Raw genomic sequence first — 18,072 nt, forward strand, 5'->3', positions numbered from 1 at the left:
ATGTTGCTCGTGCTGATGGCTGGCACACTCGCTTCTGGATTTCCCGTTGCCTTCTCCCTTCCTGGGTCTGCGATCATTACCGTCTGTGTCGCAGCCGCGGCCGGGTATTTCATTGAAGGCAATCCTGACGCTTATTTTGCCCAAGGCGGCGCGTCCAATTGGTTGAGCGCCGGGGTCACAAACTTTCGGGGCGTTTACTGGGATGTTGATCGAGATACATTAATAGCCATCCCGCTCTTCGTCTTTATGGGCATTATGCTTCAGCGATCCAAAATCGCGGAAGACCTGCTGATCACCATGGCGCAGTTATTTGGTCCGGTTCGCGGTGGCTTAGGGATTTCCGTGGTGTTTGTGGGCGCACTGTTGGCTGCGACAACGGGGATTCTGGGCGCGACTGTGGTGGCGATGGGCATGATCTCCCTGCCCGCCATGATGCGGAACAACTATCAGAACTGGTTATCGACCGGCACAATTGCCGCATCGGGTACGCTGGGTCAGATAATTCCGCCGTCTATCGTTCTGATCATTCTGGCCGACCAGTTGTCGAACGCTGTGGATCAGGCGGGCGCATTGCGTGCTGCCGCATACAAAACCGCAACCGGCGAATTTTCTATGCCCAGCGAATTCGGTGTGACTTCCACCAGTGCCGGGGACATGTTCATGGGGGCGATGGTGCCAGGCCTGGTTCTGGTCGCGGTTTACATGCTGTTCATTCTGGTTGTCGCCTTCATCAAACGCGATGTCGCCCCGCCGGTCCCTTTCACAGGAAAGTATGATCGAAAGTTTGCGGGTAATGTCATATTGGCACTTTTCCCTCCCTTGGCGCTGATCTTCGTCGTGCTGGGATCGATCATCACCGGTATCGCAACCGTTAACCAGGCCGGTGCTGTCGGCGCCGTGGGGGCCATGGTGATGGCAGGCTATCGTCTGTATGAAGGGCATCGCCGCGCCTTCTGGCCGGCCGCAATAACCTGCGCCGCCGTCCTGGTCATTATGATCCTGACGTCACTGTACACGATTAACGTCAAAGCCATCGAAACGGTCGAGGATGAGATCGTTATCGGATTTGCCGTTCTTGCGGTCATCGTTTTCCTGGCAGGGGTTCTGTGGAGCGGTGCCCGCACCATGCGCATCGACAACACCTTGCAAGGCGTCTTGATGGAGACGGCAAAGACGACATCCCTGGTCTTCATCATTCTGCTGGGTGCGGCAATGCTGACCGCCGCCTTCCGCGGTTTTGGCGGTGAAGAACTGGTGCGCGAATTCCTGACCGGCCTGCCGGGTGGGTTCTGGACGCAGTTCATCATCGTCATGGCAGTGATCTTCTTCCTGGGGTTCTTCCTGGACTTTATCGAAATTGCCGTGGTCGTGGTGCCGATTGTGACACCGATCCTGTTGGCTGACCCATCGGCGAACGTTTCTGCGGTCTGGTTGGGCGTGATGATTGGTCTGAATATGCAGACCTCCTTCTTAACGCCGCCCTTTGGATTTGCCTTGTTCTATCTGCGCGGAGTTGCCCCGCCGGCGGTCAAGACAATACAGATGTATAAGGGGGTCGTTCCCTTCATCTCCCTGCAATTGCTGGCGCTGGTAATCGTCGGCATGAATCCGGCCCTGGTGAATTATTTGCCAACCCGCGTGTCTTTGCTGTCCGAAACAGCACCGCCGCCTGCCAATCCACGTTTGCAGAACTGCATTCAGGAATATGTCTGGGGCGAATTCCAAACACGCGGCGATGATATCAAAGCCGCGATTGCCCAGGCTCAGCAGTGGGATCTGGCAACCCTGCCGCCAGCCTTGCAAAATGACGTTGCAGAAAGCGTCACACTGGCAATGGGGTCCTTTGATGCGCTGAAAACAGCACGGGACGCGACAGATGCAAAAAATGAAGCTGCTGTCGTCTATAAGCCCCTGTTGGAGCAAGTTCGCATCATCCAGAAAGATATCGCCGATCACAAGGCAGAGCTGGATGAAGACAAACAAACCCTGGGCCGGCTGAAGCGCAATGGCGATGATCCAGAGCGAGAAGAACGCCTTGCCGCCCGAATCGAGATCCTGGAAGCTGAGATGAAGGAATTGACGGCAAGCATTCCAAGCGATTGGGCAGAAACTCGGAAGGTCTTCTCTAAATACCTGTCGGAAGAAAAGCGGGCCTATGGTGTGTATCGCCGCACCGTGGATGGGGCCTATGAGCCGATCAAGGTATTGTTGAGCACCCTCAAAGGATCAGATGATCTGGTGGCCGCCCGCCAGGATGTTGCCGATCTGGAAGACGTGATCCGGAATGCCTCTAAGGAGGAACTGGAAGCCCGCTTTAAAGAGGTCGAAAGCGAGGTCGGGGCTGTTGCCGGCGCCGGGGATATTCGCAATGCCCTGTCAGATGCGCGGCGCGCTATTGCCTCCAGCAACACTCCGGACAAGGAGGCCGCTTTAAGCTCCCTGTCTAAGGCCCTGACACTGATGGACTCCGAAATTGCCTGGCGTACAAAGGCATCTGCGGCGCTACAGTCCGACGTTGAATCTTATGAACGTAGCATTCACGACACGATCGGCGTACGGGAACTGGACCGCCTGCCCCGCCATATCGCGCTGTATGTCACCGGATGCAGTGCGGGTCATACGGATATCTCGCTGTATTTCTAAGATTGGCCAGGCAGCGCCAACAAAGTACAGGGGCTGTGGCGGAAACGTCACGGCCCCGTTTTCTTTTATGAAGGAAGATCAAACAAGTGGATCCATATTTCGGTTGATCCTGTTGAGATCCGCAGCCCGCCCGGCTTATCGTACGGACAATCCAGTTCATCATTTCTAAGCCGAAGGAGGTCGCAACAATGAAGTGCTTGCGCATCTATGCCACCCAAGATGGGGAATCGCATTTCGGAGAGGTCGAAATACCAACAGAAAAGGCATCGGTCCACCCCGACGCCACGCCGTTCGACATATCTGCCAGTTATCCTGCATCCCGCATTCGCTTCACCCGGATCCCGGCGGGCATGCGCCAGGTCGATTGGCACACCGTGCCAGATCGAGAACTGACAGTGAGACTAAATGGTACGGTAGAGTACGAAACAAGCGATGGTGAGGTCCGGAAGGTTTCTGCGGGGGAATTCGTTCTGGTTGAAGACACCCATGGCAAAGGCCATCTATCCCGCCATTCCCAAAACGCTCAAATGGTTCTCTGGATATCTTTGCCGAATGGTTTGGATGATCCGCAATCGGCATAACGCGGACACAATGATCCTAAACACGGCACAATCCGCCAAAGAAAAAGGCCGCACACTGTCCGTGCACGGCCCTTAACAAAACAGTCGATAGAATCAGTGCGTTATCCGCGCATCTTCCCCAGGATTTTCCAGCCAAGCGGCAGAACCGCAGCGGCCAGGGCAGATTTAACGATACCGCCCAGAATAAAGGGGGCTACACCAGCAGAGAATGCAATCGGAACCGCAGCAGCGAAGTCCAGACCTTTTGCAACGGCAATAACCTGGGTCAGCCACAGAAAACCGAATCCAAAAATTAGGACCGTACCAAGGATATTCGCAGCGAAGGTGCTGGGAATGTTGCGCCAACCGCGTTCAGCCAGCCATCCGACAATAAGTGCCGAAAGCACAAAGCCGAAAAGATAGCCGCCCGTCGGGCCAGCCATATAGGCCAAGCCACCGCCCCCTGCGAAAACCGGAAGCCCCAAGGCACCTTCGGCCAAATAAGCGATGATGGTCGCTGCGCCCAGGCGCCAACCATAAGCCATCGCAATCAAGAGAACCGCAAAAGTCTGCATGGTCATTGGGACGGGAAGCATCGGCACGTTGATCGTGGCAGAAATGGCTAAAATCGCTGTTCCAGCCAAGACCAGAACCACATTGCGCATCCAACGGGCGGCACCTTCGGCCTGCCATACTGTCTGTGCCAATGTAGGCTGCGTTGCAATCGCATTAGACATTTTCAATTTCCTTCCAACATTTAAAAACAGTTCCAATACTGTCGGCAATTTGGATAGCAGAATGTACGCTGCTTGCAAATCACCTCTAAGGCACAAGGTTTCAGGCTGGCTGAGTCCCAAATTCCGCGGGGGAGACGATTTCCAGTAACTCACAATCATCGCTACAGCGCAGCAATTCATGGCAAATGCCGGGGGGCTGATGCACGCAGGCCCCCGCCTCCATCGATACTTCGCCCTGCCCCTCATACCAGAATGTTACCCAGCCCTTCAGCACATAGACCATTTGGAAGTCCAGGCTGTGCGTATGGGCGCCGGTGCCGTCTGTGCAGGCTTCCCGGGCACGGATGACCTGGGCATGAAACTGGCCATCGGTCGCCTCCCCCATACCCAGATCCCGGTATTCAAAGAAAGAGCGTAGGCCCTTATCGTCAAAAACACCGTCCTTGGCATGTTGCACAGAGAATTTCATCGCATTCCCCTAGTACCTAGTACCTAGTACCTAGCTGAACTTGTTAGAGCGTGGAAAGCCTGCCGGCGGCATCCGACCAGCCTGGGCCCGCTTCCCGATCCAGCCGCTTAAATCATGCTCTGTGCGGGTTCGATCACCGATCTGCCAGGTCAGGCCTTCGGCTTTGGCAAAGGTTTTTATATCGCTTAAACCGCCATCCCGGTATTTCTGCAGGATAACGCCTCGCCCTCTCGCCATTTCGGGCAGTTCTTCCATATCAAACACCAGCAACTTGCGATTTTTACCGATCACCGCGACGCTGTCGTGATCCGCATCAATAATGCGGCACCCCATCGCCTCTACCTTGCCAGACACATTCAATATCTGCTTCCCGTTTCGAGTCTGGGCCAGCACATCATTTTCCGGAATCATAAAACCTCGGCCATCTGTTGAGGCAACCAACAGCTTCCGATCCGCCTGATGCACCATCAGGCTGACAATCTCATGATCATTGGGCAGGTCGATCATCAGGCGCAGCGGCTCCCCATTGCCGCGTCCACCGGGCAATTTATCGGCCCCAATGGTGTAAAACCGACCATTGGTGCCAAAAATCAGTACCTTATCGGTGGTCTGGGCCGGGATAACGAAGCGCGGACCGTCATCTTCCTTGTACTTAATTTCCGCATCGGAGGCCAAATGACCCTTCAGCGCCCGTATCCAGCCCTTTGCAGAACATACGATGGTGACCGGCTCTTTCTCTATCATCGCCTCCAGCGGAACGATAACAGCCGTCGGTACAGATCCCATTTCCGTCCTACGACGGCCCAGCGGTGTTGTGGGGCCATAGGCTTTCTTCAAGTCGCGCATTTCGTCGGCGATATGCTTCCAGCGCATCTCCCCATCGGCCAATAGGGTCACAATCTCTGACAATTCCGTTTCCAGGCCATCATACTCTTTCTTGATTTCGAACTCTTCCAAACGGCGCAAGCTGCGCAAGCGCATGTTCAGGATCGATTCCGCCTGCAAATCCGACAGGGCGAATGTATCCATCATCACCTGCTTTGGATGGTCTTCTTCGCGAATGATGCGAATGACTTCATCCAGATTGAGGTAACAGATCAGATAGCCCTTCAGGATTTCCAATCGCCGCTCGATCTGGGCCTTGCGGTGTTCTGAGCGTCGGATCAACACATCATGGCGGTGATCCAGAAAGGCCTGCAAGGCCTCTCTCAGATTGACCACTTTCGGTACCCGACCGCCCTCGGTCAGAACATTCATGTTCAGGCTGAAACGGGTTTCCAGGTCCGTATAGCGAAACAGACTTTCCATCAGCATTTCAGGATCGACATTGCGCGATTTCGGCTCGATCACGATGCGCACATCTTCCGCAGATTCATCCATGATATCGCCCAAAATGGCGATCTTCCGCTCCTGGATCAGTTCCGCGATACGCTCAATCAAGCGCGATTTCTGTACCTGATAAGGAATTTCCGTGACAACGATCTGCCAGGTTCCACCCTTTAACTGCTCCACTTCCCAGCGCGCGCGAATGCGGAAAGAGCCCCGTCCTGTCCCATAGGCCTCTGCAATCGCCTCCCGGCTTTCAACCAGAGTGCCGCCCGTCGGGAAGTCTGGCCCTGGAATAAAGTCCATCAGCTTCGCGACGGAGGCATTGGGGGTCTTGATCAGATAGATCAGGGCTTCGCACAGCTCTGCGACATTATGGGGGGGAATAGAGGTCGCCATCCCAACCGCAATCCCAGCCGCACCATTGGCCAGCAGATTGGGGAAGGCGGACGGCAGAACAACGGGCTCGCGCCCTTCCCCGTCATAAGTGCCGCGAAAATCAACGGCATCGTCATCTATGCCCTGCAGCAACCGATTGGCGGTTTCGGTCAGCCGTGCCTCAGTATACCGCATGGCCGCTGGGTTATCGCCATCGACATTGCCGAAATTCCCCTGACCATCGACCAGGGGATAGCGCACAGCAAATTCCTGCGCCAGACGCACCATGGCTTCATAGATCGAGCTGTCGCCATGGGGGTGATATTTACCCATGACATCCCCGACGATACGCGCGCATTTCTTAAAGCCGCTTTCGGGGTTCAGCTTCAATTCGCGCATCGCAAATAACAGCCTGCGATGCACTGGCTTCAACCCGTCCCGCGCATCGGGCAAGGACCGCGACGTAATTGTCGACATGGCATAGGCCAGATAGCGTTCGCTTAACGCATCGGCCAGCGGTATCTGGCGCAAGGCCACTGCGGGCGCGTCGTCTGTCATTCTTCAAGTCTCCTCAGATATCACAGTATAGTGTATCCGCTGGAGCCCAGAACGCAAGATATCGTGTGACCTATTCCGCAGGCTGTGCGCGATTGATGCGCCCTTGCAGCAGCAGAACACAGACCAATGCCACCAGGATCGGTCCAGTGATGCTGAGTGTCACAGTTCCCCAGCCATAGGCCTGTTGCAGAGCACCAGACAGGAAGCTGGCAATCGACACAGCGCCAAAGACCAACAGATCATTCACACCCTGAACCTTTGCGCGTTCTTCCGGCGTGGCAAATTCGGTCAGCATGGTTGTGCCGCCAACAAACATAAAATTCCATCCCACGCCCACCAGAACCAGGGAGGAGAAGAATTGAATCATGTCGATACCGGTCATATTGATCACAACAGAGCCCAGATACAGCCCCGCCCCCACCAGTATAATACGGGGTGCAGAATATCTGGCGATCAGACTGCCGGTGAAGAAACTGGGCGCGAACATGGCAATAACATGGCCCTGTATCACAAAGGCCGCATCGTCAAATAGATGGCCGCAATCAATCATCGCCAAAGGAGTCGCAGTCATCATAAATGACATGCTGGAATACCCCACCATCCCTGCCAGCACTGCGATGACAAATTTAGGATCCTGCGCCAACTGCTTGAAACTGCGCCCTGTAGAATCGCCCTTCTTGCGCTTTGGCGGCGTTGGGATGCGGATAAACTGTAACACCGCCACAGCCATCAAGGCGAGCATCGCCACTGAAATATAGGCCCCGGCAAACAGGACCGGCGCAAAGATATCTCGCGTATGTTTCGCAATCTCAGGACCAAAAATGCCAGCCACCAAGGGCCCGATCATCACATAGGACACAGCCTTAGGCTTGAATTCCGCCGATGCGGTATCGGCAACGGCAAAGCGGAACTGCTGCCAGAATGCATTGTGAAAACCAATCAAGAACCCAGCCAAGACGAACAGCCAGAAATTCTGATCAAACAGGGCATAGGTCGCCAATCCCGCTGCGCCGAATCCGATCAACTGGCCGACAGAAAAGCCGGCACGTCGACCGATACGGGCCATCAGCAAGGCGGCGGGCGGTGCCGCCATCATCGTCCCAATGAATTGCATCGACAGTGCCAGAGTGCTGAGCGCCCGCTCCGAAAACGTGCCGATCAGGGGCAATGAATACATAACCTCCGGCCGCGCCAGATAGGCACCGGCTAGAGCCGTCACGGTCATGATCAGAACCGCGCCCGTGTTACTGACCGCCAGGGATGCGCATAACAGCATCGTGTTGCGGATCGTTGGATCACCCTTTGGGAACAACATGTCTTAATACCCTATCGCACTGCCATCTTTGCGCGGATCAGACCCAGCGGTCAGAATGCCCTGTTCCCAATCAATGAAGATCGCCTGCGACCCACCAACCGGCCCACGGGGTTGAACCAGTTTATGCCCGCGGGCTGTCAATTCATCCTGAATATCCTGCGGCACGGCCCCTTCCATTTCCACCTCACCCGTGAACGGGTCGGGCATGAAGCGCGGCGCATCCATTGCTTCCTGGATATCCAGGCCAAAGTCAAAATGCCGTGTCAGGAACTGCATATGGCCGAAGGCCTGATATTCGCCCCCCATAACACCAAATGGCATCACGGCGCGATCCCCCTTGGTCAGCATGGCCGGGATGATCGTATGCAAGGGACGTTTTCCGGGCGCAATCGCGTTTGGATGCCCTGATTGCAGGCTGAAACCCATTCCTCTGTTCTGCAACAAAACGCCGGAATTGGGGGCCATCAGGCCGCTGCCAAATCCATAGAATACCGTATTGATGAAGCTACAGCAGTTGCGGTCCTTATCGACGACGGTGATATAAACCGTGTCCTTATGACGGGGCAGGTCGACTGCTGTTGTCGGATCCGCCGCACGTTTTGGATCAATCGCGGCGCGCACCGATGCGGCATAGTCAGCCGACAGTAATTCCTCAACCGGAACCGGGTTGAAATCAGGATCTGCGAGATAGAGATTTCGGGCTGTATAGGCCAGGCGTCCTGCCTCAATTTCCTGATGGATGCGGTCTGCCGTGATTGGGCCTTTTGCGGCGTCGACGTCACATCCCCCCATCACATTCAACAGCAACAGTGCGATCACGCCCTGGCCATTGGGCGGGCATTCCCAGACCTTATAGCCCCGGAAATCCGTTGAAATCGGCGTGACAAAATCCCCTTTAACAGAGGCGAAATCCTCCATTGTGTGAAGGCCGCCCTTGGATTGCAGATAGGTCACGATATCCTCTGCAACTTCACCGGTATAAAATGCATCGCGACCGTGATCGGCAATCAACTGCAATGTCTTGGCAAGCTTTGGCTGCGAATGGCGGCTGCCAATGGCAGGGACTTCCCCATTGACCAGAAATGTCTCAGCCATTGACGGTTCCGCGGCCAAAAGCGCCTTTTCCACTGAAAAGTCACGATGCACCCGCGATGAAATAGGATAGCCATCCCGCGCATAACCGATCGCCGGTGCCAGCACATCGGCCCAGGGCATATGGCCAAATTTCTGGTGCAGTTGCCACCAGGCATCAACAGCGCCTGGTACTGTGACCGCATGAACGTCGCGCTGAATTTTTGTGATCCCCAGCTTCTGATAATAGTCGACCGTCGCCCCGCTGGGCGCCTTGCCAGAACCATTAAACGCGGTGATATCCGCACTGCCCGCTGGCGCATACAGACAAAAATTATCCCCGCCAATACCGGTTGAACCTGGTTCAACAACGCATTGCACCGCACAGGCCGCAATGGCCGCATCCATGGCGTTCCCACCGGCCTGCAGGATTTGAACCGCCGTCTGCGTGGACAATGTGTGTGAGGTCGATGCCATGCCGGTAGGCGCATGAACAGGTGAGCGGCCAGGCCGTTCCAAGTTTCTCATAGGGGTAAAGTCTCCGTCCCAGGAAGCAAATCAGGAATTTTTTATGTCCGATGACAGCCGACAATACCGATTTAGGGCATCCTTGCCACGGGAAAAATGTCCTTGATAAAGCCGTTAGCTTTTTTGCTTAAAGGCATTCTGTATCAGCACATCATTTACCACGCCACGGCCCAGAACACGCCCGCTGATTACAAGCATGCGACGTTTCAGGCTTTTCACCAGAATGCGATCTTCAACCGGGACAACAGCGAAATATCCATTCAAATCTGTCAGAAAAGCATTGCGCAATCTTGGCATTAGCTTTTGTGCAAAGGCCTCATTGTCGGGCCCGATGGTTTCCAACGTGACATTCAAAATCACATAATTCACCACGACGCCGCCGCGAATAACGGGGATGCGCAGGGGATCAAGCTCTATCAATCTTGTGTCCGGCGGTGGCGGCGGTGCGGGTTCCGCCATGTCATTCTGGGTCGGCAGAACGAAGAAATAATAATAGCCCCCGCCGCCGCCTGCCAGCAGAACCAAAACGACGACAATGATGATCAAAATCTTCATAGGGCCAACGCGTTAAAAAGCATCACACACGATACTCTAAAGACAGTCATAGCCCAGCACTAGCTGTGACGGAAGCCCACATGCGTGAAGGTTAGTTCTTCACCGTCTGCATCATGGACAACCACACGGTCGCCTGAAACGATCTCCCCGATGCGGGTCACACGACAGCCGCTGTCGGCTGCGGCGGCTTCGATATCTGGGGCCCGTCCGGTGATCAGCAATTCATAGTCATCGCCACCGGTCAGCAATTCCAGATACAGATTGGGCTGATCAGCAACCAATTCAGCCGCACTGGCAGAAAGCGGCACGGATTGCGCGCGTAATACGGCACCGACGCCTGATTGTTCACAGATATGCGCCAGGTCGCCGATCAGGCCGTCTGATACATCCATCGCCGCATGGGCCCGCCCTACCAGGGCCAGACCCAAGGCGATACGCGGGTCCGGGCAGCGATAGCGTCGCAGCATGGCGTCCGCTTCCGGTCCATAGGGTAATTGTCCTTGGGCGGCCAGAAGGCCCAGAAATCCATCCCCAATCCCGCCAGAGACGTATATCGAATCTCCAACCTGTGCGCCTGACCGCCGCAAGGCCTGTCCCACAGGCACAGTGCCCAAGGCAGTGACCGCAATGGAAATCGGGCCGGGGGTGGAGGTTGAATCACCCCCCATCAAATGCCAATCAAATTCCAACTGATCCGCGGCCAAGCCATGGCAGAAAGCCTCAATCCAGGAATCATCTATGCGCTTTGGCAGGCTGAGGGACAGGAAATAGCCAAGCGGCGTCGCCCCCATGGCGGCCAGATCCGACAGGTTCACCCGCATCGCCTTGCGCGCCAACATGTCCGCTGCTTCATCCCCGATGAAGTGAACGCCTTCGACAATCGTATCCAGGGTTACGACCAGCTCACGCCCCGGCGGAACGGCAAATACCGCTGCATCATCCCCCAGGTTAAACGCGCCTGGGGCCCCTTTCGCCAGGGGTCGGAAATACTGTGCTATGCGATGAAACTCGCCGGTTGCCGGGGAAGGCTCTTTCTGTTTATCAGCCATGATCCGCATCGGGGGCGATCAAATCCACATCGTCCTGACGCAGCACCGTCGCCAGTCGATCCAGAATACCGTTCACAAAACCGGTTTCCGCCGTATCATAGAATGCGGCAGCAATGGTCAGATATTCGCTGATCACCACGGGCGGGTCGATTTCATCGCGCCGCGCCATTTCATAGGCCCCTGCCCGCAGGATTGCCCGCAGCACGGTTTCCAGGGATGCGACCTTGCGTCCCTTTTCAATCGCGGCCTCAATCACGCGATCCAGGTCTTGCCTGCCGCCCGTAACGCCCAGCACGATTTCAGTGAAGAACGCGCCATCGGCCTGAATTGTTTCCCCATCCAGATCTGCCGTGCCGCCCCGTTCTCGAAAGCTGTCAATTGCCTTGCGCGCGTGATGGCCCGAAATTTCCATCTCGTACAAGGCCTGGACCGCCGCCAAACGGGCTGCCCGACGCTGCGCACTTTGGGAGGGCGAAAGTGATGTATGAGGGCTCATGATAGGCTGTTCCAATCAGGTAAGGTCAAAATTGCGACGCAGGGCGATCATACGCAGGCACGCCGCTGCCGCATCCTTGCCCTTGTTCTTTTTATCCCGCGATGCCCGCGCCCAAGCTTGCGCTTCATTTTCTACCGTCACAACACCATATCCAATCGCCAGATGATGCTGCACGGACAGATCCATCAGACCGCGCGCGCTTTCGTTACAGACATAGTCATAGTGGGTTGTCTCCCCCCGAATGACGCATCCCAGGGCCAGATAGCCATCATAGCGACCCGGCTGTCCCGAATGGGCCATGGCGATGGCAGCGGGCAGTTCAAACACACCAAAAACCGTCACACGGTCATAAGTTGCCCCCTGCGCTTCCAATTCCGCAATGGCACCCAGGCCCAGTTCCTCAGAAATCGCCGCATAATAGGGCGCTTCCACGATCAGTATATGTGCCACAATTGACCCTTTCTTTGCGCGCTTCTCAGCCCAACGCCTTGCGACCAACGATTTTTAATCCATAGCCTTCCAGACCGATCACGGTCTTATCGGTATTGGACAGCAAGACCATATCATGCACGCCCAGATCGGCTAAAATCTGTGCGCCAATGCCATAATCGCGCAATTCGCCGGTGGCATCCTCTGTCGCCTTATTCTCACGCCGACGCACGCGGTCAGACAGAGAGGTCGCATGCGGTTCCCGGATCAGGACCACGACGCCACAGCCCTCTTGCCCGATCAGGTCCATGGCTTTCTGCAAATCACCGGCCTTGCCGCCTTCTGAGTCCATCAGAACATCATCCAGAATGCTCAGCGCATGCATGCGCACGAATGCGGGCGTACCAGCCTTCAAATCCCCCTTCACCAGGGCGACATGTTCGGCATAGTTCAGGCGATTGACATAAACATGCATGGTAAATTCACCGCCATGCACTGATGTCAGGGTCGTGCTTTCCGTCCGATCTACCACACGGTCATGCTGGCGACGATGGGCAATCAAATCCGCAATGGCACCAACTTTAAGTCCATGAAATTGCGCAAATTTAATCAGGTCTGGCAGGCGCGCCATTTCACCGTCATCATTCATGATCTCACAGATCACGCCAGCCGGGCTTAATCCCGTCAAACGCGCCAGGTCTACCGCAGCTTCCGTATGCCCCGCGCGCACCAAAACACCGCCATCCCGGGCCAACAGTGGAAAGATATGGCCTGGCGTCGTGATGTCTTCCGGTGTCGCATTGGGGGCGACTGCGGCGGCAATCGTGCGCGCGCGGTCCGGTGCGGAAATCCCGGTAGTGACCCCTTCCCGTGCCTCAATCGATACGGTAAAGGCGGTCCCAAAGCGGCTGGCATTCTTTTGCGGCATCAGTTCCAGGCCCAGACGCTTAACCTGCTCCCCCTGAAGCGCCAGGCAAATCAGCCCACGGCCATATTTCGCCATGAAGTTAATAGCTTCCGGGGTCGCCATCTGGGCTGGGATCACCAGATCGCCCTCGTTCTCGCGGTCCTCATCATCCACCAGAATGAACATCCGGCCATTGCGGGCTTCCTCAATGATCTCATCAATAGAAGACAGGAAGCGCGTATCACCCGCCGCACGGGCGATGTCCTGTTTTGATAACACAGAGGGGCTGTCTTTACTCATCCGGGCATTATCCTTCTTGACCAAGCAGGCGCGCAACATATCGGGCCAGCGCGTCCCCCTCAAGGTTCACCCGATCCCCCGGCTTGGCGCGACCAAATCCGGTTTCTGAAAAGGTATGTGGGATGATGTTGACGCCAAAGCTGTCTTCACCAACCTCGTTGATTGTCAGGGAAACACCATCCAGGACAACAGATCCTTTCGGTGCAATATATTTCATAAGATTAGCGGGCGGGCGAAAACTAAAGCGCCAGCTATCCCCGTCCCGCTGACGGTCGACAATGTCGGCGACACCATCCACATGGCCCAGCACGAAATGGCCGCCCAGTTCATCACCCAGGCGCAATGCGCGCTCCAGGTTCAGGTGCGATCCGACGGACCAGCCATCCAATGTCGTCTTCGACAGGGTTTCACCAGAGGCCTCAACAGCAAACCAGCCTTGGCCCTGTGGGGTGCGCCCGGTTTCGATCACCGTCAGACAACAGCCGGAACAGGCGATCGATGCGCCCAAAGCAATGTCTTCAACCTGATAGCGGGTTTCAATGACGAAGCGGGTATCGCCACGGTCTTCCCGCACAGATACCCGTCCTTGATCGGTAATGATGCCGGTAAACATTTGCCTTATCCTACAGACTTCACATTCAGGCCTGTATTTACGCTTCTCAGCCGATAAGGCAAACCCAGTCTACCCTAAACGCGTGCGAATTTCGTCCAGCATCGCCAAACGCTTCTTCTTCAACTCTTCCAGATGCATGTCATCCATGGGTTCGACATCCGTCTCACCCCGGTGAATTTCTCGGTTCAGCTCGTGATATGTTTCCGTCAGCTTATGGAAATGCGGATCGCTTTCCCGAAGATTGTGCAAAGCCTCCGTGCTGTTTGGAAATTCTTCTGCCAGTTCGTGGGGGGTATGGGACATTGGTATTCTCCAGTGCTAATGATCAATATCGAAAGAATTCTGACCTGATTTGATCCACAGCGCCTTGCGCTGGATCAAGAAGGACGGGCTCGACAGCGCCTCCTCACACCTGACATGGGATGTAAGAAACCGCATTTAAAGTTATGATTTTAATGATTTTTAAGAAATATATCGACCAGGCTTGATCCGACCGCACGGGATGAAATCAATTCAAACCGTGTCGCATCAGCAAGTGCAGTAACGGCAAGGTCCGCAATTCCCGCACGCGCGTCTGCCCCCAGAACAAGGCCGGACCGATACCAGACCACCCGATCAACACAATCCGCCTGCAGGAAGGATGCCGCGACCTGTCCGCCCCCCTCCACCATCAGGCGTGTGATGCCATTCCCCGCCAAGGCTGACAGCACATCCGGCACCGATAGACCGCTTTGACTCTGAGGTACAGCGATCCGGGTCACACCTTTCGGTACAGCTGTATCACAGCCCTGCGCGACGAATTGCAGGGTTGGGACCGTGCCGTCGCATAGTTTCACGGTCTCTGGAAGCCGCCCCTGCCCGTCCATCACTATCCGCAAGGGCTGATCCTGAATTCCCTGCAGACGGCAGGTCAGTGCGGGATCGTCGGCCAGGACGGTGCCGATTCCAACCAGAATGGCATCATGGGTCATGCGCAGCAGTTGCGCGTCCTGACGTGCTTCCGGCCCCGTAATCCAGCGACTTTCACCAGATGCCGTTGCGATCTTGCCATCCAGGCTGGTCGCCAGCTTTAGCGTCACCATGGGACGGTTCCGGGTGCGCGACAGAACGAACCCCTGGTTCAAAAGCAAGGCCTCGCGTTCAAGTACGCCCAATGTGACTGGTATTCCGGCAGCCTCTAAAGCTGCGACGCCGCCCCCGGCAACGCGGTTGTCCGGATCGATCATCGCGATCACGACACGTGCCACCCCGGCCTCGATCAAGGCTGTTGAGCACGGGCCGGTCTTTCCGGTATGGCTGCAGGGTTCCAGGCTGACATAGGCGGTTGCCCCCTTTGCCGCAGATCCGGCGCGGCGCAGGGCCTCCGTTTCCGCATGGGGACGACCACCGGGCTGGGTCCAGCCGCGCCCGACGACCTGACCATCCTTAACCAGCACACAGCCCACCGCCGGATTGGGTGCGACCCGCCCCAGACCGCGCTGCCCCAGAGCCAGGGCGACGCGCATCCAGCGGCGATCCTGGGCCGTTTCGGGGCTTGCGGTCATGGGTCAGTCTTCAGTTAGAGATCATCTTCAAGTTTGGAGACGTCACGCTGCACGAAATCCGTGAAATCCTTGGCCTCGCGGAAGTTCCGATAAACCGACGCGAACCGGACATAAGCGACCTGATCCAATTGCAGCAGGGCTTCCATCACCATTTCGCCAACCGTTGAAACCGGTACTTCGCTTTCGCCGGAGCTTTCCAGCCGGCGCACGATGGAATTGACGATCCGCTCTATCCGGTCCAATTCCACATTGCGCTTGCGACACGCGATCTGCATGGAGCGGATCAGCTTGTCGCGATCAAAGGGCTCGCGCTGACCGTTTTTCTTCACCACGGTCAATTCACGCAATTGAACGCGCTCAAAGGTCGTGAAGCGGGCCCCGCAATTCAGGCACATTCTCCGACGGCGAATGGCTGAGTTATCCTCAGTTGGCCTGGAGTCCTTCACCTGGGTGTCATCATTACCGCAGAACGGACATTTCATTGCTCTAAAGCCCCCTCACAGATGTCCGGGACGGGCCAGCCCCGCCCCGGATGTCGCCTTATGCGCCTGGATCGCCTGGGCGATCAATAAGGCGCATCATACAATGGGAAACGCGCACACAGCGTTTTCACACGCGCATGCACAGACTCTTCAACCGCAGTATTGTTTTCCCGATTCGCAGCCAATCCGTCCAGTACTTCTACGATCAGCTGTCCCACTTCGCGGAATTCAGCCTCGCCAAAGCCCCGCGTTGTGGCAGCAGGCGTCCCCAGACGAATACCACTGGTAACCATCGGCTTTTCCGGATCGAACGGAATGCCATTCTTGTTACAGGTGATCCCGGCGCGCTCCAGGCTCTTTTCGGCAATATTGCCGGTCAGGCCCTTCGGGCGCAAATCGACCAGCATCAAATGCGTATCGGTGCCACCGGACACAATGTCCAGCCCCCCTTCAACCAGCGTTGCCGCCAACATTTTGGCATTGCGCACGATGGCCGCCGTATAGGCCTTGTATTCGGGGCGCAAAGCTTCACCAAACCCAACCGCCTTGCCTGCGATAACATGCATCAAAGGACCGCCCTGCAGGCCTGGGAAAACAGCGGAATTGAATTTCTTCGCCAAGGCTTCGTCATTGGTCAGGATGATGCCACCGCGCGTGCAGCGCAGCGTCTTGTGGGTCGTCGAAGTTGCGACATGAGCATAATCCAGCGGGTTTGGATGCTGTCCACCAGCCACCAGCCCCGCGAAATGGGCCATATCGACCATGAAATACGCCCCCACGCTGTCGGCAATCTCCCGGAAGCGTTTGAAATCAATCAGGCGCGGATAGGCTGAGCCCCCCGCGATGATCAGTTTGGGCTTATGTTCCTGCGCCAGGCGCTCCACCTGATCGAAATCGATCAGGTTGTCTTCTTTACGCACATCGTATTGAACCGCATTGAACCATTTGCCCGATTGGTTCGGGGCCGCACCATGGGTCAGATGCCCACCGGATGCCAGCGACAGGCCCATATAGGTGTCGCCGGGCTGTAACAGCGCAAAGAACACTGCCTGATTTGCCTGGGCGCCGGAATGTGGCTGCACATTGGCAAATTTACAGTCAAACAGCTTGCAGACCCGCTCAATCGCCAGTTCTTCGACAACATCAACATATTCGCATCCACCATAATAGCGACGCCCGGCATAGCCTTCAGCGTATTTATTGGTGTTTACAGAGCCGACAGCCTGCATAACGGCGCGGCTGACAATGTTTTCAGACGCGATTAGTTCGATCCCGTCATTCTGGCGATGCAATTCATCCTCAAGGGCGGCATAAACAGCGGGATCGCTGTCTTTCAGGTCATTTTGAAAAAAACCGGTATAGCCATATAAATCCTGCTTTTCTGCTGTGCTCATTCCTTAAGGTCCTTTTGCATGTTAGGGCTGGCTTAAACTAAAAACAGACCACGCCCCAGGGTTACGCGATACCCTTGCACAGGGTACAATCAATCGTATCACATTACGTCCGGCATTCTGACGGTCGGGGTCATTTTCTCAACCCGCCTGGCATGCCGCCCGCCCTCAAAATCAGTCTGCAGGAATACAGTAAGGGACTCCAAAGCGACTTCGATCCCCATCGTGCGTGCGCCCAAAGCGATAACATTCGCGTCATTATGCTGGCGCGACAGACGCGCATCGGTGCTGTTATGGCACAGGGCTGCGCGAATATGACTATGACGGTTCGCCGCAATTGAAATGCCAATCCCGGTGCCACAGACCAAAATGCCCCGCGATGCCCGGTCATCTGCCAAGGCCTGCGCCATCAACTCCGCGAAATCCGGATAATCCACACTGTCGCCGGAATGGGTGCCCAGATCCAACGGATTCAGACCCAATTGTTCCAGAACCGGCAACAGGGCCAGTTTCATTGGCAAACCCGCGTGATCGCAAGCCAGCGCCACCGTCTTAGTGTCATTCTTATCTGTCACACCATACCCTCGCCTCAGCGGAAGAGGCCGGGATGTAACACAATGTCGATGGCATTGCCAGAAAAACCCCCACAATTAGGGTCAGCCACCGTATCTGTGAGTTTATTCAGCGCACCATAAAGTGAACTGCGCGATCGTAGATCAGC

At 55.9% G+C, this 18,072-nt stretch carries 18 protein-coding genes; 2 read left to right on the forward strand and 16 right to left on the reverse strand.

Going from position 1 to position 18,072, the window contains the following annotated elements; translation table 11 throughout:
* The first annotated feature begins 15 nt into the window (after nucleotides 1-15).
* Together ACOSDM_RS08755 and ACOSDM_RS08760 are read left to right on the forward strand one after the other, a co-directional pair.
* The gene (locus tag ACOSDM_RS08755; protein WP_420724131.1) at nucleotides 16-2,643 is read left to right on the forward strand and encodes a TRAP transporter large permease subunit; all 2,628 of its coding nucleotides are present in this window, start codon (nucleotides 16-18) and stop codon (nucleotides 2,641-2,643) included.
* 188 nt (nucleotides 2,644-2,831) lie between these two features.
* Nucleotides 2,832-3,224: a hypothetical protein gene (locus tag ACOSDM_RS08760; RefSeq protein ID WP_420724132.1), complete on the forward strand. Its 393-nt coding sequence runs from the start codon at nucleotides 2,832-2,834 to the stop codon at nucleotides 3,222-3,224.
* Between the two features lie 101 nt (nucleotides 3,225-3,325).
* Here ACOSDM_RS08760 and ACOSDM_RS08765 read toward each other — a convergent pair whose 3' ends face one another.
* From ACOSDM_RS08765 to rpiB, 16 genes are all read right to left on the reverse strand, one after another.
* Nucleotides 3,326-3,940: a biotin transporter BioY gene (locus ACOSDM_RS08765; RefSeq protein ID WP_420724133.1), complete on the reverse strand. Its 615-nt coding sequence runs from the start codon at nucleotides 3,938-3,940 to the stop codon at nucleotides 3,326-3,328.
* Between the two features lie 100 nt (nucleotides 3,941-4,040).
* On the reverse strand, nucleotides 4,041-4,409 hold the full coding sequence (locus ACOSDM_RS08770; RefSeq protein ID WP_420724134.1) for a cupin domain-containing protein: 369 nt from the start codon (nucleotides 4,407-4,409) through the stop codon (nucleotides 4,041-4,043).
* Between the two features lie 30 nt (nucleotides 4,410-4,439).
* A complete protein-coding gene (gene parC, locus ACOSDM_RS08775; protein ID WP_420724135.1) occupies nucleotides 4,440-6,671 on the reverse strand; it encodes a DNA topoisomerase IV subunit A in 2,232 nt (743 codons plus the stop codon).
* Nucleotides 6,672-6,741: 70 nt separating this feature from the next.
* The gene (locus ACOSDM_RS08780; RefSeq protein ID WP_420724136.1) at nucleotides 6,742-7,986 is read right to left on the reverse strand and encodes an MFS transporter; all 1,245 of its coding nucleotides are present in this window, start codon (nucleotides 7,984-7,986) and stop codon (nucleotides 6,742-6,744) included.
* A 3-nt stretch (nucleotides 7,987-7,989) separates the two neighbouring features.
* Nucleotides 7,990-9,534, reverse strand: a complete 1,545-nt coding sequence (ggt, locus tag ACOSDM_RS08785; RefSeq protein ID WP_420724137.1) for a gamma-glutamyltransferase — start codon at nucleotides 9,532-9,534, stop codon at nucleotides 7,990-7,992.
* A 165-nt stretch (nucleotides 9,535-9,699) separates the two neighbouring features.
* Nucleotides 9,700-10,140 carry a flagellar basal body-associated FliL family protein gene (locus ACOSDM_RS08790; protein WP_420724138.1) on the reverse strand — a complete coding sequence of 147 codons (441 nt, stop codon included), beginning with the start codon at nucleotides 10,138-10,140 and terminating at the stop codon, nucleotides 9,700-9,702.
* Between the two features lie 59 nt (nucleotides 10,141-10,199).
* Nucleotides 10,200-11,189, reverse strand: a complete 990-nt coding sequence (thiL, locus tag ACOSDM_RS08795; protein ID WP_420724139.1) for a thiamine-phosphate kinase — start codon at nucleotides 11,187-11,189, stop codon at nucleotides 10,200-10,202.
* Nucleotides 11,182-11,685, reverse strand: a complete 504-nt coding sequence (gene nusB / locus ACOSDM_RS08800; protein ID WP_420724140.1) for a transcription antitermination factor NusB — start codon at nucleotides 11,683-11,685, stop codon at nucleotides 11,182-11,184. The genes thiL and nusB overlap by 8 nt, the downstream gene beginning before the upstream one ends.
* Before the next feature lie 15 nt (nucleotides 11,686-11,700).
* Nucleotides 11,701-12,135 carry a 6,7-dimethyl-8-ribityllumazine synthase gene (gene ribH, locus ACOSDM_RS08805; RefSeq protein WP_420724141.1) on the reverse strand — a complete coding sequence of 145 codons (435 nt, stop codon included), beginning with the start codon at nucleotides 12,133-12,135 and terminating at the stop codon, nucleotides 11,701-11,703.
* A 25-nt stretch (nucleotides 12,136-12,160) separates the two neighbouring features.
* Nucleotides 12,161-13,321, reverse strand: a complete 1,161-nt coding sequence (gene ribB, locus ACOSDM_RS08810; RefSeq protein WP_420724142.1) for a 3,4-dihydroxy-2-butanone-4-phosphate synthase — start codon at nucleotides 13,319-13,321, stop codon at nucleotides 12,161-12,163.
* Between the two features lie 7 nt (nucleotides 13,322-13,328).
* Complete coding sequence (locus ACOSDM_RS08815) at nucleotides 13,329-13,934, reverse strand: riboflavin synthase (protein WP_420724143.1); 606 nt, start codon at nucleotides 13,932-13,934, stop codon at nucleotides 13,329-13,331.
* A gap of 69 nt (nucleotides 13,935-14,003) precedes the next feature.
* On the reverse strand, nucleotides 14,004-14,237 hold the full coding sequence (locus tag ACOSDM_RS08820) for a YdcH family protein (protein WP_420724144.1): 234 nt from the start codon (nucleotides 14,235-14,237) through the stop codon (nucleotides 14,004-14,006).
* Between the two features lie 149 nt (nucleotides 14,238-14,386).
* Complete coding sequence (gene ribD / locus ACOSDM_RS08825) at nucleotides 14,387-15,478, reverse strand: bifunctional diaminohydroxyphosphoribosylaminopyrimidine deaminase/5-amino-6-(5-phosphoribosylamino)uracil reductase RibD (protein ID WP_420724145.1); 1,092 nt, start codon at nucleotides 15,476-15,478, stop codon at nucleotides 14,387-14,389.
* 14 nt (nucleotides 15,479-15,492) lie between these two features.
* The gene (nrdR, locus tag ACOSDM_RS08830; RefSeq protein ID WP_420724146.1) at nucleotides 15,493-15,960 is read right to left on the reverse strand and encodes a transcriptional regulator NrdR; all 468 of its coding nucleotides are present in this window, start codon (nucleotides 15,958-15,960) and stop codon (nucleotides 15,493-15,495) included.
* A gap of 83 nt (nucleotides 15,961-16,043) precedes the next feature.
* A complete protein-coding gene (gene glyA / locus ACOSDM_RS08835; protein ID WP_420724147.1) occupies nucleotides 16,044-17,354 on the reverse strand; it encodes a serine hydroxymethyltransferase in 1,311 nt (436 codons plus the stop codon).
* 98 nt (nucleotides 17,355-17,452) lie between these two features.
* Nucleotides 17,453-17,926 (reverse strand): ribose 5-phosphate isomerase B, encoded by a 474-nt coding sequence (rpiB, locus tag ACOSDM_RS08840; protein WP_420724148.1) that lies wholly within the window; start codon nucleotides 17,924-17,926, stop codon nucleotides 17,453-17,455.
* Between the last annotated feature and the right edge of the window lie 146 nt (nucleotides 17,927-18,072).

Source organism: Hwanghaeella sp. LZ110 (genome assembly GCF_048892525.1).
In the GTDB taxonomy this organism is placed as follows: Bacteria; Pseudomonadota; Alphaproteobacteria; order UBA8366; family Aestuariispiraceae; genus Pacificispira.